Below are 22,983 nucleotides of genomic sequence, written 5' to 3' on the forward strand. Positions count from 1 at the left end.
TGAATAAAATTTATATTTAGTAAAAAAGGATATATCATATTGAAGTTTTTTCACTCCAATCTGATACATCCCCTTTTAAATTGTTTTTCATTGAAAATGCTAATATTGTTCCTAATATAGTAATTACAAATCCAATGATGTGAAAAACACAAATAGTAATAATTCCCCCACCAAGCCTTTTATCTTCAGTATCATATTGCATAAACAATTCCTCCTATGTTTAAAATATTGAACAATATACAGTATAATATAAAAGTGATATAAAAAATATTATAAGATAACCTTACAAATATCATAAGTATTTATATTATTAAAATAGAAATAGGCTTTTTGTAAAATTGATTTTTTATAGCAAGTAAAATTTTTGGAGGGATTACATGGATAAGAAAGAAATTAGAAGAGATATTATTACTAAGAGAGATAAAATAAATGTTGAAGATAAAAAAGAATTTGATAAAAAGATAAAATATATTCTTAAATCAAGCAGCTATTATAAAGAAGCTAAAAACATATTTATTTATATTGGATTTGGAAGTGAAATCAATACAGCTGAATATATATGTGAATTTTTAGAGGAAGGTAAGAATATTTATGTTCCTAGAATAGATTTAGAGAAAAAAGTTATGGATGCTGTTAATATTCATTCCTTAAAAGAGTTAAAAGAGAATAAATTTGGAATTTTAGAACCAGATAATAATGAGGAAGTTATAGAAAAAAAATTGTTGGATTTAATAATAGTACCTGGTGTTGCTTTTGACCTTTGGGGTGGGAGAGTAGGATATGGTGGTGGATATTATGATAAGTATATGTCGGATATAGATGAAACTATTCATAAATTAGCATTGTGCTATCAATTTCAAGTATTAAAAGACTTACCAAGAGAGGAACATGATATAAAGATTAATGAGATAATCACTGAAGAAGGGTTAGTTGTTGTATAAGAGTAATAGGCTATGAAAACGATGGAATTAGTATAATATTTGTATTATAATTATTTTATTAATTATAAATAATTAGGAGGGCTATAAAAATGAATATTGAAACAAAATGCTTGCATGCAGGATATGAGCCTAAGAATGGAGAGACAAATGTACTTCCAATTTATCAAAGTACTACATATAGATATGATTCTTCAGAACATATAGGAAAGTTATTTGATTTATCAGTTGATGGACATATGTATTCGCGTATTTCAAATCCTACAGTTGGGGCTGTAGAAGAAAAAATTGCTGCTTTAGAAGGTGGAGTAGGAGCTCTTTGTACTACATCAGGTCAAGCAGCTGTAATGATAGGAATATTAAATATACTTCATGCAGGTGACCATATTGTAAGTGCAGCTACTATTTATGGAGGAAGTATAAACCTTTTTGCAGTAACATTAAAGAAATTAGGTATTGAATGTACATTTGTAGACCAAGAAGCTTCAGAAGAAGAAATTCAAAAAGCATTTAAAGATAATACTAAAGCTGTATTTGGAGAAACTATTGCAAATCCAGCTATAGCAGTATTTGATATAGAGAAGTTTGCAAATATTGCACATAAAAATAATGTGCCACTTATAGTAGATAATACCTTTGCAACTCCAATACTTTGTAGACCATTTGAGTTTGGAGCAGATATAGTTATTCACTCTACTTCAAAATATATGGATGGACATGCAGTTCAATTAGGTGGAGTAATTGTGGATGGTGGTAATTTTGATTGGACTAGTGGGAAATTCCCAGAGTTTACTGAACCAGATGAATCTTATCATGGCTTAGTATATGCAGAATCCTTTGGAAAAGCTGCATATATAACTAAAGCTAGGGTTCAACTTATGAGAGATATGGGTTCATATCCGTCAGCAAATGCAGCGTTTTTATTAAATTTAGGATTAGAAACTTTACCTGTTAGAATAGAAAAGCATTGTAGTAATGCTGAAAAAGTTTCAGAATATCTTAATACTTCAGAAAAGGTTGAGTTTGTAAATTATCCAAATCTTAAAGGAAACAAATATAATAATCTTGCTAAGAAATATTTGCCAAGGGGTTGTAGTGGGGTAATATCTTTCTCAATAAAAGGTAACCGTGAAAATGCAGCTAAGTTTATAGATAGTTTAAAGTTAGCTTCAAATGTAGTTCATGTTGCAGATATACGTACTTGTGTTCTTCATCCAGCAAGTTCAACTCATAGGCAATTAACAGATAAACAATTAGTAGCAGCAGGAATAACTCCAGGTCTTATTAGATTATCTGTAGGACTTGAAAATATAGATGATATTATAGAAGATATAAAACAAGCATTGGATGAAATTTAGATAAAAAAATTTGGGTACCTCAATATGAGATACCCAATTTTTTATCTTTCTTTATTAGCAATTTCATTTAATAATCTAGTTTCAAATTCAGCTAAAGCAATACTTCCTTCATCATCATTTTTTCTGCTTCTTACAGAAACGGTATTTGTTTCAGCTTCCTTTTCACCAACAACTAGTATATAAGGAATTCTTTCTAATCTAGCTTCTCTGATTTTGTAACCAACTTTTTCAGCTCTATAATCTGCTTCAATTCTTACCCCTTTATTTCTTAAAGATTTAACAACAGATTCTGCATAATCATTGTATTTATCAGAAATAGGTAGAACTTTTACTTGAACTGGTGATAACCAAGTTGGGAATGCTCCAGCATATTTTTCAATAAGCATAGCTAAAGTTCTTTCATAGCAGCCAATAGATGATCTATGAATTATATAAGGACGTTTCTTTTCACCATCTTTATCAATATAAGACATATCAAATCTTTCAGCTAAAGCAAAGTCTATTTGAACTGTAAATAATGTATCTTCTTTACCATGAACATTTCTGCATTGTAAATCAAGTTTTGGTCCATAGAAAGCAGCTTCATCATCAGCTTCAACATAATCTATTTTTAAGTGATCTAGTATTTGTTTCATAGTATCTTGAGTGCGAGTCCATGCTTCAGGATCATTTATGTACTTTTCAGTGTTATTAGGATCCCATTTTGAGAATCTATAAGTTATATCTTCTGCAATACCTAAGGTACTCATTAGGTAATCAATTAATTCAAGAACACCTTTAAATTCATCTTCAAGTTGTTCTGGTGTAACTATAAGATGACCATCAGCAAGAGTAAATTGTCTAACTCTTATAAGTCCATGCATTTCTCCTGAATTTTCATTTCTAAATAAAGTAGAAGTTTCGCCATATCTTATAGGAAGATCTCTATAACTGTGTTGTTCTGCATTGTATATAGTGTATTGAAATGGACAAGTCATTGGCCTTAATGCAAGAATTTCTTCATCCTTTTCTTCATCACCTAATACAAACATTCCATCTTTATAATGATCCCAGTGGCCAGAAACTTTATATAAATCATTTTTAGCCATAAATGGAGTTTTTGTTAAAACATATCCTCTCTTTTCTTCTTCATCTTCAACCCATCTTTGAAGAAGTTGAATTATTTTAGCTCCCTTTGGCATCATAAGAGGAAGTCCTTGACCTATATTTTCATCAGTAGTAAATAATTTTAATTCTCTTCCTAGTTTGTTATGATCTCTTTTCTTAGCTTCTTCTAAAGCTTCAAGGTGAGCTTCTAGATCAGCATTCTTTAAGAAAGCTGTACCATAAACTCTAGAAAGCATTTTGTTCTTTTCACTTCCTTTCCAGTATGCACCAGCTGTTCTTATAAGTTTAATTGCTTTCACTGACTTAATAGATATTAAGTGAGGTCCAGCACAAAGGTCAGTAAAATCACCCATTTTGTAGAAGGAAATAGTTTCGCCTTTAGGAAGATCATTTATTAATTCAACTTTGTATGGTTCTTCTTTCATAAGCTCTAAAGCTTCATTTCTTGGAAGTGAAAATCTTTCTATTGAAGGATTTTCTTTTATTATTTTTTTCATTTCAGCTTCTAATTTTGCAACATCTTCAGCTGTGAAAGCTGTATCTCTGTCAAAATCATAGTAGAATCCATTTTGAATTGATGGACCTATAGCAAGTTTTGTTTCGGGAAATAATCTTTTAACTGCATAAGCTAAAACGTGTGAAATACTATGGCGTACAGCATTTTTACCTTCCTCTGAATCAAATGTACAAATGCTGAGTTCTACATCTTCATTTACTGTGTCACGAAGATCTACTACCTTACCATTTACAATACCACAACAAGCATTTCTAGCTAAACCTTCGCTAATTCCTTTAGCTATATCTAAAACTGAAACGCCTGCTTCAAATTCTTTTACTGAACCGTCTTTTAAAGTTACTTTAATCATTTTAAAACTCCTCTCGTATATGTATTAAAATATAATTTGTGCAAATAAAAAAACTTCAATCTCTAATATATAGAGACGAAGTTATATCCGTGGTTCCACTCTAATTACCTAAAAATAGGTCGCTTAAGGTTATCGTAACGTGATAAATACGGACTTTTTTAAAGTCACTCAGAGGTGGTTTTCAGTTAATTTCATTAAAAAATACTCACAGCTAATGTATTCTCTCTCTGATAATGAAGTGTTAACTTACTCTTCTCGTCATCATTTTTCAATATTTGTTAGTATTTATTATAATTATCTCAATTTAGGATGTCAACAGTAAATATATTTTACATAGCTTTAATTTAAATCAAATATGCTTATTGCAACAAATTTTTTTAATTATAACCATAACATTCTTTTAGAAAGGGACGATAAGTTAAAAGATAGTATTGAAAAATTTAGTATGAAAGAAATTAAAGGTATTGATTCTTATGTAAAAAAATGGTAAAATATATTTTGATGAAACCATTGTTAGCGGAAGTAGCTTAAATGGTAGAGTATCACCTTCCCAAGGTGAATGTTGCGGGTTCGAGTCCCGTCTTCCGCTCCAAAAAAAGAGTAACTTTTTATAGTAAAGTACTCTTTTTTTATAGAAAAAATCTAATCTTCAATAATCATAACTGTATCTCTTTCTATTAAAGAATTATTTAAAATAACTCTTTTACTATGTTCATTATTGTTACTAATCTTCTCTAATAACAATGAGGATGCATTAGTTCCAAGTAAAAACATATTTTGATCTATAGTAGTTAGTTTGGGTTCAACAAATTCGCTTAAATCAATATTATCATAACCTATTAAAGATAAATCATTTGGAACATTTATATCTAGTTTTTTGCAAGCATTTAAAACTCCAACAGCCATAAGATCATTACATGCAAAAACAGCCGTTGCTTTAGTTGAAGATAATAAATTTAGCATTATTTTTGTTGTATTTTCAACAGTGTTTTTACTGTTACCTTCACCTATGTTAATTATATATTCTGGTTTAAAATTATTAAGTTTTTTCATAAAATCTACATAAACTTTTTCTTTAACATCATAAGAATAACTATCTTTGCCCCTAAGAAACAATATATCTTTATGATTATTATTTAATAAATGACTTAAAGCAAGTTCAGAACCTAAAAATTCATCATTTGATACAGAAGAAATATTGGGGATTACAGAGTATCCATTTACAAATACTAGTGGAATTTTGGTTGAAATATTTTTATAAAAATTAGAATTTATATTATCAGTATTTGGATCCACTACTATTACTCCAGCTACATTTCTTGATATAAGATCATTTATGCAACGTCTTTCTTCTTTTTTGTTATTATTTGTACAACTAAGAACTAAAGAAAAGTCAGTAGATTTTAGTTCGCTATCTATCCCGTTCACAACTTCAGGGAAAAACATGTTATTAATACTAGGAACTACTATACCTATTATAGTAGATTGTTGTTTTGTAAATTCTCGTGCCTGCATATTTGGGATAAACTTAAGCTCTTTTATTGCGCTAAGAACTCTTTCTTTTGTTTCAAGTTTTACAGGATAGTTGCCATTCATAACTCTTGAAACTGTAGCAACTGAAACATTAGCTTTTCTTGCCACATCTACAATTGTAACTTTCATAATTAAAATCCACCTTATAATGTATTTATAAATTTATTAAAAGCAGTAGAATTTAGTGAAATTCTTTTTAAACTCTTATTGTTTAATTATACCACTCACCATGATTTGCAACAGCTTTATTAGAAGAATTAGTATAAATAAAAAAGAGTAGGTGCTATAAAATAGGATTAATATCTATTTTACAATACCTACTTATTTAAATACTAGTAGTTAATATATATTTTCTAAAATGCGTTGTATTTCTAAATTTTCGAGAGTTTCCTTGGAATATAATTTATTTCCCATAAGTTTTAGAATAATATCAGTTGTTTTATAACCTTCTTTGTATAATTTAATATTTTTGGTTATCTTTTTTAATGAATTTACAGATAAGTCAAGTATTTTTCCAAGTTCTTTAGAATTATAATATTCTTTTGGAAGTAAGTTATAGAGTTTATTCTGTAACTCAATTTTATATTTTATATCAGTTTCTAGAGAATGATGAGGTCCATCTTTACCTCTATGATGCTTTTCGCAGAGGTATTTATAATTAATTTCTATATCTAGACCGCCTTCGCTTCTATGAATTATATGATGAATATCAGCTTTCTTATTGCAGATTTCACAAAAAAACAATAATAAACCCCCTTTAGTTTTATACTATATATTATACAATAAAATACAATTACATTCAATTTATGAAAAGTAAAAGTTGAATTTTCATTATTAAAATTGGGAAAAAGAAACAAAAATACATAGTTTTTGAATAGAATTATTAGTAGTAAGTATAATATTAGTAGGGGGGAAATATATAAACCAGTATATAGTATATAATACTGTATTATGGAAGGAAAGGTGATAATTAGGTGAGGCAAAATTATAATTCCTTTAAGTATTGGGAAAATATAATAAGCGAGAATAAAACCATTAGAGGACATATGTTTATGCAAAATCCACCAAAGCCAAAATCACTATATATTCATACACTTATTTTCAGTAAAAATAATGGAATTGATAATATCTATGCCTATTTTCCAGATTCGAAAATACTATTAGGGTATATCCAATATTCATTCTTACAAGAAGCTTTTTATAAATGGATATATGGAAGAGGTAAGAAAATAACTAGAATTCCAACAGAGCCTGTTGATATTTTAATCAAGAAGGGTTTGGATGAGGGATTAATAAATAAGGAAACAGCTAAAATTATGTTAAGTCATTATAGTAGATTAGAGAAAATTTGGGAGCTTCCCAAAGAACGGGTAGTGCCAGAATTGATGAAATTTTCAAGAGAATTTAATAGAACTTGGTTTGGTATAAATGAAGAGTTTCTATATATGAAAATATTTAAAGATTCTATTGAACTTGGAGAATTTGTTGTAGAATCTATTATGATAACAAATAATGAAAAAGCTTTTGAAAGGAAAATTGGAGTAACAATAGATGAATGGAGATATATATGTAAAAACATTAATAATGACACAGAAGTAGGAGAACTTTTTCAGAGAATTATTCAAAGAAATTTATCTGAGATAATATAAAAAGAGTGAATTTATAGCATCTTGACTAAAAAAAGTTAGGGTGCTATAATACTTAGTGTATTATGCGCTATTAGCTCAGTTGGTAGAGCACCTGACTCTTAATCAGGGTGTCCCCGGTTCGAACCCGTGATGGCGCACTAAAAATATTTTAGATAAATAAAATGGATACCTTCAATTAATGAAGATATCCATTTTATTTTAATTGAATATTCTTCACCATAAATATGGTAATATTCTTTAGAATATTTATGGTTATATATGATCTTCTAAAAGACAAATACTTTGAGAAGAAATACCTTTTCCTTCTCCTGTAAAACCAAGTCCCTCTTCAGTTGTTGCTTTGATGTTTATTTTATTAATAGATATATTTAAAGTTTCAGCTATATTTTCTCTCATAAAATCAATATGTGGAGACATTTTTGGTTTTTGAGCAATTATAGTTGCATCTATATTACATATCTTAAAATTGTTTTTATAAATCAAATTACCAACTTCGTTTAATAATTTAATACTTGAAATTCCTTTATATCTAGCGTCAGAATCAGGAAAATGTCTTCCTATGTCACCAAGGGCAGCAGCACCTAATAAGGAATCCATTATGGCGTGTAGTAAAACATCTGCATCTGAGTGACCTAAAAGACCAAATTCATAAGGAATGTTTACTCCACCAAGTATAAGTTTTCTATCAGGGATTAATCGATGTACATCATAACCCATACCAATTCTCATTTTATCACCTACTCGTTTTTCTTAATATTTTATCATAATTTTGTAGGTTTATATACTTATTAGAATTTTTAATTTGTGATATTGGATTAGTATCCTTTTTTCTAAATAAATTTAAAAAATTTATATGTGTAATAAAAATGAAAAAAGCAAAGGTTATATAAAATTTAAAATGAGTAACTTTCTGGTGTTTAAATATAAAGTCAACATAAATAACGTTTTTCCCCATAATATACCTCGCTTATTTTTAATTATATTAAAATATATTTGAATTAGTTTTAATGTATACGAAATAGATTTAAGTTTTTATATGATATAATACAATATATGAATAAATAAAATATTTGATAAAAAATATTACTTTAATGGTGTTTGTATATTAAGAAAAGAGGTTGTTATAAGGTGGGAGACTTTAATAGGAACAAGTATATATTTTCTAATGAATCAAAGGTAGTAGATGTGGGAGAAAAAGCAATTAAATTAAGAGGCGAACAGATAAATCTTATTGAAGATGAGTTGCTTTTATTTAAAATCCTTATAAGGGATTTAGTTGGACGTTTTCCTAGTTATAAAGAGAGAAATTTAATTTTGAATATAGCCTACTATTTAGTTGAAGACATAGAATTACTTGAGCAAGTTATGAAAAAGAGAATGTTACCCTTTAATAGAATAGCTAAAATGACTAAGATTTCAAGAGGATTCTTAGAGAGATGGCAAGATTACATAATAGTATATACCATTATTTTTTCAAATCCAGACTATAAACATATTCAAGATGTTTTAAATGTTTGTGTTGTAAATGAAAATGGAATAGTACCATTAGTAGAAGAAGAGAAAATAAACATATATAGAGGAATAATATTAAAAGCCAAGAAAAGAAGTAGTGTTATTATAACTAATTCAGGCGAGTTTGTTAAGATTAAGAAAACTGAAGATGTAGATGTTGGACAAAGTGTAAGTGGGGAAGAAAAAAAAGGATTAGTGCATTTTAAGTTTTATATTTCATTAGCAGTACTTTTATTGATGGTATTAGCATTTGCAGCATATAAGGATTATACTCATACAACTAGTACAGTTGTCATTAACAGTACTTCACAAGTTAAGCTGGAATTAAATCGATTAAATAGAGTTATAAATATAAGTTCACAGACAGATAGAGGAAAAGATATGGTCCAGGCTGTAAAAGGGTTGGATAGAAAAATAGACGTTGTATTAAGGGATTGTATAGAATATGCATCAGAAAATAAGATGGTTCCCAATAATGGAATGTTGGTTACTATAACAGGTGAATCTTTAAAGTATGGGGAACTAAAAGAGACATCTAATTTTGTTACAGATAAGAAAATTCAAATACAAATTAATAATTCGGGAAATCTATATAATATTTCAAAAAGTTCAGTATAGGAGGATCAAGTTAAAAAATAAAGAAGTGGGGTCCCACTTCTTTATTTTTTAGTATTTAAAAGTCTATCTTTAAACATTTCTAGAGAATATTCAGAACTTACATATATTCTATCTAAAGCAACAGGGTTATCAGTTCTGTTGGACAAGCCTAAATTAGTAGTAAAGGCTAAGGAATAACCTGCATCTTTAGCTGCCTTTTTACTATTTTCATTAAAGTCACCAAAAGGGTATGCAATAGATAGTACAGGTTTATTTGTGACACTTTCTATCTTTGCTTTAGAGTCTTTTAATTCTTTTAATTGTTCTTCATAAGATAATGTATTTAAATGAACATGGTTAACTGTATGACTTTCAATGTCTATTCCATAATCAGACATTTCCTTAAGTTGATCTTTTGACATATAATAGCCACTATCTATACCAGAGGATATTACAAATATAGTCGCTTTCATATTTAATTCCTTTAGTATAGGGAAAGCATGAACATAATTATCTGTATATCCATCATCAAAAGTTATAAGGATACTTTTTTGAGGGATTGGTTTTTTGTTTATAATATAATCATTTACTTCAGATATGGTTAATGTAGTGTATCCTAAACTTTGCACAAGCTTTAGTTCTTCTTTTAATTTTTCAGGGGAAATAGTTACTTCATTCTTTGTAGGAGTTTCTGAATCAGGTAGTACTGAATGATAGTACAATACTGGAATTCCTACATCTTCATTAGTAAGGGGAATCCCTTCAAATCTATCTTTTATCTTAGGTGTTGATTCTGTTTCCTTTTGAGTTTCAGCTTCTTTAGGAGTTTCAGTTTCTTCTGTAGTTAAGGTTGAAGAAACTTCTGTCTTTTTATCAGGAGCATGATTTATAACTAATATAAATACTAACAAACATATAAATAATATAGCAATTGCACAAAAGGGATATAAGTATTTTTTATTTTTAAATCTATTAAACATAATAAGCCTCCACTGAATAATATTGCAATATAATATTATCATAGTAGTAAATTTAAAACAAATATTAGTGAAAATTTTAGTAAATAAATGGATATAATCCACATTGTCCACATGTGCCTGTGGATAACTTGTTGGAAAGTTGTTAATTTGTATGTTAATAAGTGTGGATTAAAATTGAAAAATAGTAAAATAAAAAAGACTATTTTGTGTTAAGTTGTTGATAACTTATAAAAATAAATAAATTAATTGTCACTAAAGCGTGAAAATAACATGGTTTTAGTGTGAAAAAATAATCCACAAGTAATCCACAGTTGTTGTTGATTACTTGTGTGAAATATATAATAATAAACATGGCTGTGGATAAAAAAATCCCAATAGATTCAGATTAACCTATTGGGATGAAAAATAACTAAAATATAATGTTAAAATTGAGCAGATTGATTTATAGTATCTTCATTTTCACTCTTATCAAAATCTCTAGTAATTACTTTAAATATTTGAATTATAAATGTTGGTAAAAATGCTAATAAGTAAATGCCTGCAATTAATGTTCCATCAAGTGGAGTAACTTCAAACAAATTTTGTAGTGGTGGTACAAATAGTACTAGGTTTAAGAATAATAAACCAGCGCCAAAAGCGTACCAGCTAAATTTGTTAGAGAATACTCCTAAACCAAATATTGATTTTTTACCTCTACAGTTAAAACCATGGAATAATCTAGCTAAACATAAAGTAGCAAATGCCATAGTGCTTGCAGCATGTTCATTACCTGTGGATAATCCAACATGGAAAGCTATTATTGTAAATATACCAATTAATAAACCTTCAAAAGCAATTTCTTTTATAAAGTCTTTTGTTAAGATAGATTCTTTACTATCTCTTGGTTTATCTTTTAATAGATCTTTTCTTGATTTTTCCACACCAATTGCAATAGCAGGTAAACTATCTGTTAATAAGTTAATAAACAAAAGGTGTACAGGTGCAAATGGAACAGGTAAAGCAGCTATAGAAGCATAAAGTACTGCAAGTATTCCAGACATATTACCTGAAAGTAAGAATTTAATTGAATTCTTAATGTTAGCATAAACATTTCTACCATTTGTGATAGCTTTTACTATAGTAGCAAAGTTATCATCTGTAAGTATCATAGAAGCAGCATCTTTAGAAACTTCAGTTCCTGTAATACCCATAGCTATTCCTATATCAGATTGTTTTAATGCGGGAGCATCATTAACTCCATCACCAGTCATAGCAACTATTTTACCTTTATTTTGCCATGCATTAACTATACGAATTTTGTGTTCGGGTGATACTCTAGCGTATACAGATACATGCTCAAGTTTTTTATCAAGTTCTTCATCAGAAAGTTTATCAATTTCTAACCCTTCAAGAGCAATATCCCCATCTCTTAAGATACCGATTTGTTTAGCTATAGCAGAAGCAGTAATCTTATGGTCGCCTGTAATCATTATTGGCTTTATCCCAGCACTTATACAATCTTTAACAGCTTCAGCAGATTCTACTCTAGGTGGATCAATCATAGATATTAATCCAAGGAATACAAAACCATTTTCATCTTCTAAAGTAAGTTCCTTTTCTTCAGAAAGAACCTTATATGTGAAGGCAAGGACTCTAAGACCATTTTCTGATAAGTATCTATTTGTATCTACTATTTTTGTTTTATCAGCATCAGTAATTTCCCTTACCCCTGCAGAAGTTTTTATATGAGTTATTCTATTTAAAAGTACATCAAATGCACCTTTAGTATACATAATTAATTCATTATTAATTTCATGAAGTGTGCTCATTAATTTTCTATCAGAGTCAAAAGGAATTTCTTTAAGTCTCTTATATTTTTCTCTAACACCTTGCTCAGTTAAAGAGTGGACATGACCAAGATTTACAAGAGCTACTTCAGTTGGATCTCCAATTTCATTGCCATCTACGTTAGTTGAATCATTACAAAGTATAGCTGCATTTAATAGAGAAGTATGAACTTCATTTTCTAAATTTAATTCTTCAGATTCAACTAATGATGTATCAGTATAAATTTGTTTTGTAGTCATTTTATTTTGAGTTAAAGTACCTGTTTTATCAGAGCAGATTATAGATACACAACCTAACGCCTCAACAGCTTTTATGTTTTTAATAATAGCATTTTCCTTAGCCATCTTTTGAGTTCCAAGTGCTAGCACGATTGTAACAATAGAACTTAATGCTTCAGGAATAGCAGCAACAGCTAAAGCAACAGCAAACATTAACGAATCAAGAATAGGTGTATTTCTATATAGACTTAAACCAAAAACTAGAATACATATAACTAGGATAATTAAAGCTAGTTTTTTACTAAAATCATCTAATGTTATTTGAAGAGGCGTCTTCTTTTCTTTAGTTTGTTCCATTAAAGTAGCAATTTTACCAAGTTCAGTGTTCATTCCTGTACCAGTAACAAGAATTAATCCACGTCCATAAGTAACTAAAGAACTTGAAAATACCATATTCTTTTGATCTCCAAGAGCAACTTCATCAGCTTTTATCACTTCTTCAAATTTTTCTACAGCTTCAGATTCTCCTGTAAGAGCACTTTCGTTTATCTTTAATGAATAAGATTCTATAATACGACCATCAGCTACAACTAAATCTCCAGCTTCTAGGATTAAAATATCTCCTGGAAGAACTTCTCTAGATGGAATTTCATACTTAACACCATCTCTAATTACCTTAGCATTAGGAGCAGATAGAGCCTTTAAGCTTTTCAGAGATTGTTCAGCTTTAACATTTTGAACAGTTCCTAGAATAGCATTCATAATAATAACAGCAAATATAACTATAGTACTTTCTGAATTACCGGTTGCCATTGAGACAATACCAGCGATTATTAATATAGCAACGAGCAAATCTTTAAATTGCTCTAAGAATACAACGAAAATGCTTTTCTTTTTCTTTTCCGTCAGTTCATTATAGCCATGTTCTTCTAAAGAGCTTCTTAACTGATCCTTTGATAGACCGTTTTTATCTACATTGAATTGATTTAAAGCCTCCTTAGATGATTTTGAAAAAAACTTTTCCATAAAATTATTCTCCCTCCATTTGTTGTTGAACAGTTTAAATTAAAACAATAAAAAAAGACCTTTAACATAATTAATTGAGATTAATTATATTAAAAGTCTGGTAACCATTTCAGGCATATAACACCAGGTTAAAAAACCGCGATTGTTGATGTTATATTTTAAACTACTCCCTCTTAATAACTTAAGAATTATTTGTTTATATGTTATATGATACTGCATTTAAAGGTATTTGTCAATGAGTTTTTTACTCAGCTTATAGAAAGATTAATAAACTATCAGTCGCAGCTTTAGGGAGCATAGTTTCAAGTGATTAGATTGGGAGAAATATTAAGAAAGGATTAAATTATAAATGGAAAAGTGTAAAGAAACATATCCAAGTATTTAAAATAAGTTATACAAACAAAAATTAAATGGTGAAATGAAAAACTAACCTCTGTTTACAGATAAAAACGGAAGTTAACTTTTCAATTTAGATATAAATATATATAAAATTACAACAAATCAAAAAAAAGTATTGAATTCAATAAAAAGGAAGTATATAATAAAAATGTATTAAATAGTACTATTTAGAATAAATATAAAGATGGAGGGTTTTAAATGTTAAATTTATCAATTAATGAACAAAAAGAAATCTTAGGAGGAACAAGATACAAGGCTATTATTTATGATGCTGATGGAAGTAGAATTGATAGTGAAAACTTTTCTAGCTATGAGGATGCATATAATTGGGCAGAATACCAAGCAGCGCATTTAGGCAGAACTTACTCAATAAGAAAATATAATAACTAATCCTCAAGAGTTATTCAATTATTATCATTTACATTAAGAATATTATGTGATTTTTTAAGAAATAAATTATGAAAAATAACTTAATGTATATAAAGAAAACTGGTTTCGTTTAGAAATCAGTTTTCTTACAGTATTAAATAAAACAAGACAAAAATAGAAAGGTTAAAACATGGATATACTAAAAAGATATTATTGTATAAAACAACAAGATATACAAGATTGTGGTCCTGCATGTATAGCAACTATTAGTAAGCAGTATGGCTTAAAGATACCAGTATCAAAAATAAGGGAAGCAGCAGGAACTGATTTAGAAGGAACTTCAGTTTATGGAGTGGTTCAGGCTGCTGAAAAATTAGGATTTAGTACAAAAGCAGCTAGAGTAGAAAAGAAAGAAGAAATTTATGATAATCTTCCAACTCCGTTAATAGCACATGTTATTATAGATGATATGTTACTACATTTTGTAGTAGTACATAAAATTACAAAAAAATATATATTAGTGGCTGATCCAGGCTGTGGAATGATTAAGTATAAGCCAGAGGAGTTTTTTAAAATATGGGATGATATTTTAATTTTTTTAACTCCTACAGCTAAGTTTGAAAAAGGTAATGAGACAAAAGGGCTTTTCAAAAGATTCTGGGGTCTTATTAAAGTTCAAAAAGGTCTTTTAATAAACATATTCATAGCATCTATTTTAATAACTGTGCTTGGAATATCAGGCTCTTTTTATTATAAGTTTTTAATAGATGACATACTGCCTAATAATCTTGCAGATAATTTACATTCACTATCTATAGCTATGTTAACCCTTTTAATTTGTAAAGTTATAACTGAATTTTTTAGAAAGATACTGTTTATATATATGTCTCAAAACATAGATGTTCCACTACTTCTTGGTTATTACAATCATGTAATTAAACTGCCAATGAATTTCTTTGGAACAAGAAAAGTTGGAGAGATTATTTCAAGGTTTAATGATGGAGATAAGATAAGAAATGCTATATCATCAGTAACGTTAACTTTAATGATTGATATTTTAATGGCAGTTGTAGGAGGAGTTATTTTATATCTTCAAAATGTAAAATTATTTTTTACATGTTTCATACCTATAGTTTTATATTTATCTTTAGTATTTGGATTTAAAGGTAAACTAAAGAAAGTTAATAGAGAAGTTATGGAGGATAATGCCATGCTTTCATCCTATCTTGTTGAATCTTTAGAAGGAATAGAAACTGTAAAAGCTTTTAATGGTGAAGGATTAGTAAAGATAAAAACAGAAAATAAATTTTTAAAATTTATGAAAAGTTGTTTTAAGCATGGAGTTACTTATAATGTTCAGGGAACATTAATGAGTGTTGTAAGTGGAGGCTTTGGAATATGTTTATTGTGGTTTGGAGGAAGCCTTGTTTTAAAAGGTGAAATATCTGTTGGAGAGTTAATAAGTTTTAATGCATTACTTGCATATTTTATTGAACCAATAGGACGCTTAATAAATTTACAGCCTCAACTTCAAGAAGCTATAGTTGCCAGCGATAGACTAGGAGAAATTTTAGATTTAGAATTAGAAAAATCTAGTGATGAGGATCTGAAACCTGAAACTTTACTAGGTAACATAACTTTTGAAAAAGTTAATTTTGCTTATGGACTTAAGGATAATGTTTTAAATGATATAAACATTAATATTAAAGCAGGAGAAAAGATAGCTTTAGTTGGAGAAAGCGGTTCAGGAAAAACGACTATTGCTAAGTTATTAATGGGCTTTTATGGAGTTAAGGAAGGAAAAATTTCTATCAAGAATATAGATATAAATAATATAAGTAAAGATTCATTAAGAAGTAAAATAAGTTATATTTCACAGGATTCATTTTTCTTTTCAGGGACTATAAAAGAAAATCTAGAATTTGCATGTGATGGAGTTACTTATGAGATGATGGTTGATGCCTGTAAGAAAGCGCAGATTCATGATTATATAGAAAGTCAGCCTATGGGATACAAAACTCCATTGGAGGAAAAAGGATTAAATCTTTCAGGAGGGCAGAGACAGAGATTATCAATAGCTAGGGCGCTCATAAGAAAACCTGAGATATTGATAATGGATGAAGCTACATCTAATTTGGACTCTATAACAGAAAGGGCTATACAAAATACATTAGATGAATGTATTGAAAATGTAACAACTATTATTATAGCTCATAGATTAAGTACCATTAAGAAGTGTAGTAAAATATACGTTATGGACAAGGGTAAGGTAATTGAAGAAGGAAGCCATAAAGAGTTACTTAATAAAAAAGGATATTACTATAAATTATGGTCTGAGCAGAGTTTAGATGATGATGATAAAGAACTAGTTTTCAATAAATCTATAGGAGGACTATAACATGAGGTATATAATTGAGAATTTTAAAGATATAAGCGATTCCAAAAGTTTTATGAATGCTTATAAATCGTCATGCTCTTTTAAATTGTTGAAATATATAATGTATATAATAATATTCACTATTCTTTCTATAATGATTTGGTCTACGTTTGCAGAAAAAGATATAGTTGTAAATGCTTTTGGGGAAATAGATATGAATAATAATGTGTGCAATATATATATTGAAAATACTAGTATTGGAAGCGTAAAAGAAAATGATGAAGTTCAAATAGAAATTATATCTTTATCAAGAAGTGATTATGGAGTTATAAATTCTACAATAGATAATATTAGTGATGATGTAGTTTTAGATAAAAATAAAGAAAAAAAATATTATACAGCATCATGTTTTTTGAATGAAAATGGTTTGTCTGATAAAAATGGAGATAGAGTAGAATTAAAAAATGGAATGGAAGCAAAAGCTAGTATAATTAGTTATAAAACAACATATTTTAATTATATATTGGGAAAAGTAATATAATATTTATAGCTGCTATAGAAGAATTAATGAACAAATGATATAGAATAAGAATTGATAGAGCTTTGATGTCTTAATATTTAAATGGTTATTAAATACACATTGTGTGAAAATTACATGACGTGTATTTTTTTATACGTCTTTTTTGGAAGTTGAGGCATGAAAAAATAAAAATTTAATATTCAAATAAACAAGTTTAGTATTATAACCAATGAGAGAGCAATAAGAACATGCTCAGATTAAATCAAGAAGTACATTTATAACTAACTTCTAAAAACTACATTTTAAGTTAAAAAAATATTTTGGATACTAGGGTCAGTTTACATTCTTATGAAAAAATTTAAAAAAATAGCATTGACTATTGGCAAAAGGATATGTAAAATAAACTTATGAAAATACTTTTAAAAAGTTATTTAATAATTTGCGATATTAACTAAGATTTAGGGAGGTTTTTATGGTTATTAAAAAGGTTACTGAAGTTGATTTTAAAAAATATGGACGAGTTCTAGAAAATTATAAATTAAAAGAAATTATTACAAAGATGAAAAATACACCTTTACCAGCAGATGTAATATATGAACCATCTATTAAAGAGCTTGAAGATTTAGAAATTGCAGAGGACCTAAAGAAAAGAGCATTTGGAGGATTACCAATACAAATTGGGTATTGTAATGGAAATAATTATTTACTAAATGCAGTAGAATATCATCGTTCATCAGAAATAAATATAGCTGTTACAGATTTAATTTTGCTTATAGGTTGTCAGCAAGATATAGAGAAAGATTACACCTATGATACATCTAAGATAGAGGCTTTTTTAATTCCGGCAGGAACAATTATAGAAGTATATGCAACAACTCTTCATTATGCACCATGTAATGTATCAAATGATGGATTTAAGTGTATTGTTGTATTACCAAAGGACACAAATTTGCCTCTAGAAAAGAGCATTAATGAAGATGGAGAAGATAAATTATTATTTGCTAAAAATAAATGGTTAATAGGACATAAAGATACTAATTTAGAGAGTGAAGGTGCTTTCATAGGATTAGTAGGTGAAAATATTTCAATCAAATAGAAATTCAAATAAATTTATAGTAATGGGGGAGAATTACAATGAATAATATACCAGAATTAAAATTAGGGATAGTTGCAGTAAGCAGAGATTGCTTTCCAATGGAGCTATCAATTTCACGTAGACAAGCAGTTGTAAAAACATTTAAAGAATTAGGAGAAGAAATATTTGAGTGTGAGACAACTATAGAAAATGAAGTTCATATGAGAAAAGCATTAGCTGAAATTAAGGCAGCTAATGTAAACGCTTTAGTAGTTTATCTTGGAAATTTTGGACCAGAAACTGCAGAAACATTAATTGCCAAGGAATTTGGTGGCCCTGTAATGTTTGTTGCAGCCTCAGAAGAAACTGGAGATAATCTAGTAAGAGGACGTGGAGATGCTTATTGTGGAATGCTAAATGCTAGTTATAATTTAGCACTTCGTAATATAAGAGCTTATATTCCAGAATATCCAGTTGGAACAGCTTCAGAAGTTGCTGAAATGATTCAAGAGTTTAAACCAGTTGCTACTGCATTATTAGGTTTAAAGGATTTGAAAATTATATCTTTTGGACCACGTCCACAAGACTTTTTAGCTTGCAATGCGCCAATTAAGCAATTATATAATTTAGGAGTTGAAATTGAGGAAAATTCAGAACTTGATTTATTTGCAGCATTTAATGAACATGCAGAAGATCCAAGAATACCTGAAGTAATTAAAAGTATGGAAGATGAACTGGGTGAAGGAAATAAAATGCCTGGAATATTACCAAAGCTTGCTCAATATGAAATTACATTATTAGATTGGATGGAGGAACATAAAGGATCAAGAGAATATGTTGTGTTTGCAAATAAATGTTGGCCATCTTTCCAAACTCAATTTGGTTTTGTACCATGTTATGTTAACAGTCGTTTAGCTGCAAGGGGAATACCTGTATCTTGTGAAGTAGATATTTATGGTGCATTAAGTGAATATATAGGAACTTGTGTAAGTAATGATGCTGTAACATTACTTGATATTAATAATACAGTTCCTGCTGATATGTATAATCAAGACATTAAGGATAAATTCCAATATACACTAAAGGATACATTCATGGGATTCCATTGTGGTAATACAGCATCTAGCAAATTATCATTCTGTAGCATGAAGAATCAAATGATAATGGCAAGATCATTGGAACCAAATCAAGAACCTAATATAACAAGGGGAACTCTTGAAGGGGATATTATTCCAGGAGAAATTACATTCTTTAGATTACAAAGTAATGCAGATGCAGAATTAACAGCTTATGTTGCACAGGGAGAAGTTTTACCAGTAGCTACTCGTTCTTTTGGAGCAATAGGTATTTTTGCAATTCCTGAAATGGGAAGATTTTATCGTCATGTATTAATTCAAAAGAGATATCCTCATCATGGAGCAGTTGCATTTGGCCATCATGGAAAGGCTATCTATAATTTATTTAGATATCTAGGGGTTAAGGATATTGGATTTAATAGACCAAAGGAAATGCTTTATGATTCAGAAAATCCATTTTAATATATAGAAGTTAAGGTATATTATGGAAAATAATAAGTGGGCATGCTGACTTATTATTCTCGTATATATGCATAATTAAACCTGTATGCTTAATTTTTTAAGTGTACAGGTTTTTTATAAAAAAGTCATGTTTACATATATTGGGGATGATGATAAAATAGCATTAATTGTAAGGAGGGGGAAATTATGAAAAATGAGAGAGATATACTGAATAGCAGATTATATATTATAACAAATAATATAACAAACCTATTTATGGCCAACTTATATTTCATGCTAACTATATCACCATTAATTATATATTTTATTATTACACAAGGGCATGTTTCTCTAAGAGGAATATTGGTACTTTCAATATTAATTGGACCTGCATTGTCAACTTTATTCTCTACAATGGGCAAGCTTGCTAGAGAAGGAGAAATATCAGTAACAAGAGATTTTTTTCATTTCTATAAGTTAAATCTTTTTCAAGGGATAGTGATAGGGACTATACTAAATGTTATAATTGGAATTTCATATTTTGATATGGGTTATTTTATGGCAAAGGGAAGCAATTTCATAGGATATATATTTTTAGCTATTATAATTTTCTCTATATTGATACAATTTTATATTTATCCAGTTATATCTAGATATAATATAAAAATAATACATGCCTTTAAAATTTCATTGAATCTATTGATTAAGAAAGTTTATATAAGTATAAGTTGCTTGTCATTAATTATTATAGTATTAGCTATTATAAGATTTGCTCAAATATCTTTGATAGGACTATTGTTTGGAGCAAGTATTATATGTTATTTAATTATGAAAATAGAGGATAAGACTATTAGTGAGCTTCAAGAGGAAATAGAGAAACAATATAATAGTAAAAAAGATTTCGTGTAATTCTATACGAAATCTTTTTTTATGGACAATGTCCATAAAAAGTTTTTTCAAAATACAGTTTTATTATAAGTTTATGTTATTTCTCTAAATTTAACTATTTCATAACTCTAATTTTTATATGAAAACATATACATTTTTTTAGGTAGTTATAATATGGTAAAAGAAGTAAAATTATTTTATCAAGAAAATAAGGGGGGACATAAATGCAAGTTCCAGTTTTAAATGCAGAAAAAGTAAAGATAAAAAAGAAAAATAAAACAAAAGTGTCATGGGATTTAGTGAAGAGACAGAGAGTCCTAATATTTATGTCATTGCCTTTTGTCATTTGGCTAATAATATTTAAATATTTACCACTAGTAGGATGGACAATGGCATTTCAGGATTATAAACCTCAAAATGGATTCTTTAACCAGACTTGGGTTGGACTTAAACATTTTAAAGTGTTATTTAGTGAACCACAATTTTATCAAGCTCTGAAAAATACTTTAGCAATGAGTGTTTTAGGGCTAGTATTTGGTACAGCAGCATCTATAATATTTGCTTTGCTCTTAAATGAATTAAGAAGCATAAAGTTTAAAAGGGTGGTACAGACAGTATCATATTTACCACACTTTATATCATGGGTTGTAGCAGCAAGTATTATTACAAGCATGTTGTCAACAAGTGGAGTTGTGAACGAAGTGCTTATGAATTTGCACATAATTAACACACCTATATCATTTATGTCAAATCCAAATATGTTTTGGGGAATAGTTACAGGATCAGATGTATGGAAGGAAGTAGGTTGGAATGCCATAATTTATCTTGCTGCTATGACAGCTATAGATCCAGAATTATATGATGCAGCTAAGGTTGATGGGGCAGGAAGGTTCAAGCAAATGATTAATATAACATTGCCATCAATAAAACCAACAATAATAGTTTTACTAATTTTAAGCATAGGTAATTTAATTAACATAGGATTTGAAAAGCAAATGCTACTTGGTAATCCTATAGTTGCAGATAAATCATTAGTATTAGATAAATATGCATTAGATTATGGTATTGGAATGTTTAGATATTCATTTGGTACTGCCATAGGAATATTTAAGTCAGTAGTTAGTATCATATTAATATTTGGTGCAAATAAAATAGCTAAAAAAGCTGGAGAAGGAAGCCTTATATAATTAAAGTTATGTATTAATTAAGGTTTAGGAGGTAGTATATTATGAAAAAAAAGATTAAGGCTTTTGATGTGATTTTAATAATTATAATGATAGGAATTGCTGCAATAACAATATATCCATTTTTAAATGTTTTAGCTGTTTCATTAAATGATGCCAGTGATACTGTAAAGGGTGGAATTCATATACTTCCAAGAGTATTAACTTTAGAAAATTACAAAGAAATATTTAAAAATGGTGATAATTTAGGAACAGGATTATTTATATCAATAGCTAGAACAGTAGTAGGAACTGCAACGGGAGTTATAGCAAGTGCAATGGTGGCTTATACAATTAGCAGAAGAGAATTCGTGTTTAATAAAGCAATTACAATATTATTTGTTTTAACTATGTATGTTGGTGGAGGCTTAATTCCAGAATATATGCTTATTAAAAATATTGGATTAGTAAATCATTTTGCAGTATATATTTTGCCAGGACTAATAAGTGCATTTAATGTAATCGTAATACGTTCATTTATTGATGGACTGCCACCAGCTTTAAATGAATCAGCTATGATAGATGGAGCTAACGATTTTACAATATTTGTTAAGATTATATTGCCATTATGTTTACCAGTTATAGCTACAGTAGCCCTTTTCATTGCAGTCAGTCAATGGAATAGTTGGTTTGATACCTATCTTTATGCTAGTTCAAATGAATCATTAACAACACTTCAATATGAACTTATGAAAGTGATGGGAAATGCAACTGGTAATGCAAAGGTTGATGGTAATAATGTATTAATGCAAGCAGCGGCTACAAATCCAGAATCAATAAAAATGGCAATTACTATGGTTGCAACAGTACCTATATTATTGGTTTATCCATTTGTACAAAAATACTTTGTAACTGGAATGACTTTAGGAGCTGTAAAAAGCTGATAAGAATAAATTGCTAAAATATAATTTAGCATTTAGATATATCGAGTAGTCACGAAAACTAATTTCTATAATTCTGATTTAATATAATTATTAGATTCAATTGAATATTTCAGTTATAGG

At 28.5% G+C, this 22,983-nt stretch carries 19 protein-coding genes, 2 tRNA genes and 1 other annotated feature; of the genes, 14 read left to right on the forward strand and 7 right to left on the reverse strand.

What is annotated here, in order from left to right; all coding sequences use genetic code 11:
- Positions 1 to 34 precede the first annotated feature (34 nt).
- Positions 35 to 202, reverse strand: a complete 168-nt coding sequence (locus NNC19_RS21555; RefSeq protein WP_310940760.1) for a hypothetical protein — start codon at positions 200 to 202, stop codon at positions 35 to 37.
- Positions 203 to 377: 175 nt separating this feature from the next.
- Here NNC19_RS21555 and NNC19_RS21560 point away from each other — a divergent pair, with 175 nt between their 5' ends.
- Both NNC19_RS21560 and NNC19_RS21565 read left to right on the forward strand, forming a co-directional pair.
- A complete protein-coding gene (locus NNC19_RS21560) occupies positions 378 to 941 on the forward strand; it encodes a 5-formyltetrahydrofolate cyclo-ligase (RefSeq protein ID WP_310940761.1) in 564 nt (187 codons plus the stop codon).
- An 89-nt stretch (positions 942 to 1,030) separates the two neighbouring features.
- On the forward strand, positions 1,031 to 2,296 hold the full coding sequence (locus NNC19_RS21565; RefSeq protein WP_310940762.1) for an aminotransferase class I/II-fold pyridoxal phosphate-dependent enzyme: 1,266 nt from the start codon (positions 1,031 to 1,033) through the stop codon (positions 2,294 to 2,296).
- 41 nt (positions 2,297 to 2,337) lie between these two features.
- Here NNC19_RS21565 and thrS read toward each other — a convergent pair whose 3' ends face one another.
- Positions 2,338 to 4,269: a threonine--tRNA ligase gene (thrS, locus tag NNC19_RS21570; RefSeq protein ID WP_310940763.1), complete on the reverse strand. Its 1,932-nt coding sequence runs from the start codon at positions 4,267 to 4,269 to the stop codon at positions 2,338 to 2,340.
- A 68-nt stretch (positions 4,270 to 4,337) separates the two neighbouring features.
- Positions 4,338 to 4,540, reverse strand: a binding site (T-box leader).
- Positions 4,541 to 4,785: 245 nt separating this feature from the next.
- Between thrS and NNC19_RS21575 the strand changes: the two genes are divergently transcribed.
- Positions 4,786 to 4,861 (forward strand) — tRNA-Gly (locus NNC19_RS21575).
- A gap of 50 nt (positions 4,862 to 4,911) precedes the next feature.
- On the opposite strand, the gene NNC19_RS21580 is transcribed toward NNC19_RS21575, so the two are convergent.
- Complete coding sequence (locus NNC19_RS21580; RefSeq protein WP_310940764.1) at positions 4,912 to 5,931, reverse strand: LacI family DNA-binding transcriptional regulator; 1,020 nt, start codon at positions 5,929 to 5,931, stop codon at positions 4,912 to 4,914.
- A gap of 210 nt (positions 5,932 to 6,141) precedes the next feature.
- Complete coding sequence (locus tag NNC19_RS21585; RefSeq protein ID WP_310940765.1) at positions 6,142 to 6,546, reverse strand: HNH endonuclease signature motif containing protein; 405 nt, start codon at positions 6,544 to 6,546, stop codon at positions 6,142 to 6,144.
- Positions 6,547 to 6,776: 230 nt separating this feature from the next.
- Here NNC19_RS21585 and NNC19_RS21590 point away from each other — a divergent pair, with 230 nt between their 5' ends.
- Both NNC19_RS21590 and NNC19_RS21595 read left to right on the forward strand, forming a co-directional pair.
- Positions 6,777 to 7,451, forward strand: coding sequence for a hypothetical protein (locus tag NNC19_RS21590; protein WP_310940766.1), 675 nt, complete (start codon positions 6,777 to 6,779; stop codon positions 7,449 to 7,451).
- A gap of 64 nt (positions 7,452 to 7,515) precedes the next feature.
- Positions 7,516 to 7,588: transfer RNA gene (locus NNC19_RS21595), tRNA-Lys, on the forward strand.
- 115 nt (positions 7,589 to 7,703) lie between these two features.
- Here the strand turns inward: NNC19_RS21595 and ispF are convergent.
- Positions 7,704 to 8,180, reverse strand: coding sequence for a 2-C-methyl-D-erythritol 2,4-cyclodiphosphate synthase (ispF, locus tag NNC19_RS21600; RefSeq protein ID WP_310940767.1), 477 nt, complete (start codon positions 8,178 to 8,180; stop codon positions 7,704 to 7,706).
- A gap of 399 nt (positions 8,181 to 8,579) precedes the next feature.
- On the opposite strand from ispF, the gene NNC19_RS21605 reads away from it, so the two are divergent.
- Complete coding sequence (locus tag NNC19_RS21605) at positions 8,580 to 9,581, forward strand: anti-sigma factor domain-containing protein (protein ID WP_310940768.1); 1,002 nt, start codon at positions 8,580 to 8,582, stop codon at positions 9,579 to 9,581.
- A gap of 41 nt (positions 9,582 to 9,622) precedes the next feature.
- On the opposite strand, the gene NNC19_RS21610 is transcribed toward NNC19_RS21605, so the two are convergent.
- Together NNC19_RS21610 and NNC19_RS21615 are read right to left on the reverse strand one after the other, a co-directional pair.
- The gene (locus NNC19_RS21610; RefSeq protein ID WP_310940769.1) at positions 9,623 to 10,540 is read right to left on the reverse strand and encodes a polysaccharide deacetylase family protein; all 918 of its coding nucleotides are present in this window, start codon (positions 10,538 to 10,540) and stop codon (positions 9,623 to 9,625) included.
- A 422-nt stretch (positions 10,541 to 10,962) separates the two neighbouring features.
- Positions 10,963 to 13,611 carry a cation-translocating P-type ATPase gene (locus NNC19_RS21615; protein ID WP_310940770.1) on the reverse strand — a complete coding sequence of 883 codons (2,649 nt, stop codon included), beginning with the start codon at positions 13,609 to 13,611 and terminating at the stop codon, positions 10,963 to 10,965.
- 597 nt (positions 13,612 to 14,208) lie between these two features.
- On the opposite strand from NNC19_RS21615, the gene NNC19_RS21620 reads away from it, so the two are divergent.
- From NNC19_RS21620 to NNC19_RS21655, 8 genes are all read left to right on the forward strand, one after another.
- Positions 14,209 to 14,400, forward strand: a complete 192-nt coding sequence (locus tag NNC19_RS21620; RefSeq protein ID WP_310940771.1) for a hypothetical protein — start codon at positions 14,209 to 14,211, stop codon at positions 14,398 to 14,400.
- A 169-nt stretch (positions 14,401 to 14,569) separates the two neighbouring features.
- Positions 14,570 to 16,777: a peptidase domain-containing ABC transporter gene (locus NNC19_RS21625; protein ID WP_310940772.1), complete on the forward strand. Its 2,208-nt coding sequence runs from the start codon at positions 14,570 to 14,572 to the stop codon at positions 16,775 to 16,777.
- A gap of 1 nt (position 16,778) precedes the next feature.
- On the forward strand, positions 16,779 to 17,297 hold the full coding sequence (locus tag NNC19_RS21630) for a hypothetical protein (protein ID WP_310940773.1): 519 nt from the start codon (positions 16,779 to 16,781) through the stop codon (positions 17,295 to 17,297).
- A gap of 451 nt (positions 17,298 to 17,748) precedes the next feature.
- Positions 17,749 to 18,372, forward strand: coding sequence for a DUF4867 family protein (locus tag NNC19_RS21635; RefSeq protein ID WP_310940774.1), 624 nt, complete (start codon positions 17,749 to 17,751; stop codon positions 18,370 to 18,372).
- A 38-nt stretch (positions 18,373 to 18,410) separates the two neighbouring features.
- On the forward strand, positions 18,411 to 19,889 hold the full coding sequence (locus tag NNC19_RS21640) for an L-fucose/L-arabinose isomerase family protein (RefSeq protein ID WP_310940775.1): 1,479 nt from the start codon (positions 18,411 to 18,413) through the stop codon (positions 19,887 to 19,889).
- 186 nt (positions 19,890 to 20,075) lie between these two features.
- The gene (locus tag NNC19_RS21645) at positions 20,076 to 20,777 is read left to right on the forward strand and encodes a DUF624 domain-containing protein (protein ID WP_310940776.1); all 702 of its coding nucleotides are present in this window, start codon (positions 20,076 to 20,078) and stop codon (positions 20,775 to 20,777) included.
- Between the two features lie 203 nt (positions 20,778 to 20,980).
- A complete protein-coding gene (locus NNC19_RS21650) occupies positions 20,981 to 21,943 on the forward strand; it encodes an ABC transporter permease subunit (RefSeq protein ID WP_310940777.1) in 963 nt (320 codons plus the stop codon).
- 41 nt (positions 21,944 to 21,984) lie between these two features.
- Positions 21,985 to 22,863: a carbohydrate ABC transporter permease gene (locus NNC19_RS21655; protein ID WP_310940778.1), complete on the forward strand. Its 879-nt coding sequence runs from the start codon at positions 21,985 to 21,987 to the stop codon at positions 22,861 to 22,863.
- Positions 22,864 to 22,983 lie beyond the last annotated feature (120 nt).

It is taken from the genome of Clostridium sp. SHJSY1, from assembly GCF_031626875.1.
GTDB lineage: Bacteria > Bacillota > Clostridia > Clostridiales > Clostridiaceae > Clostridium.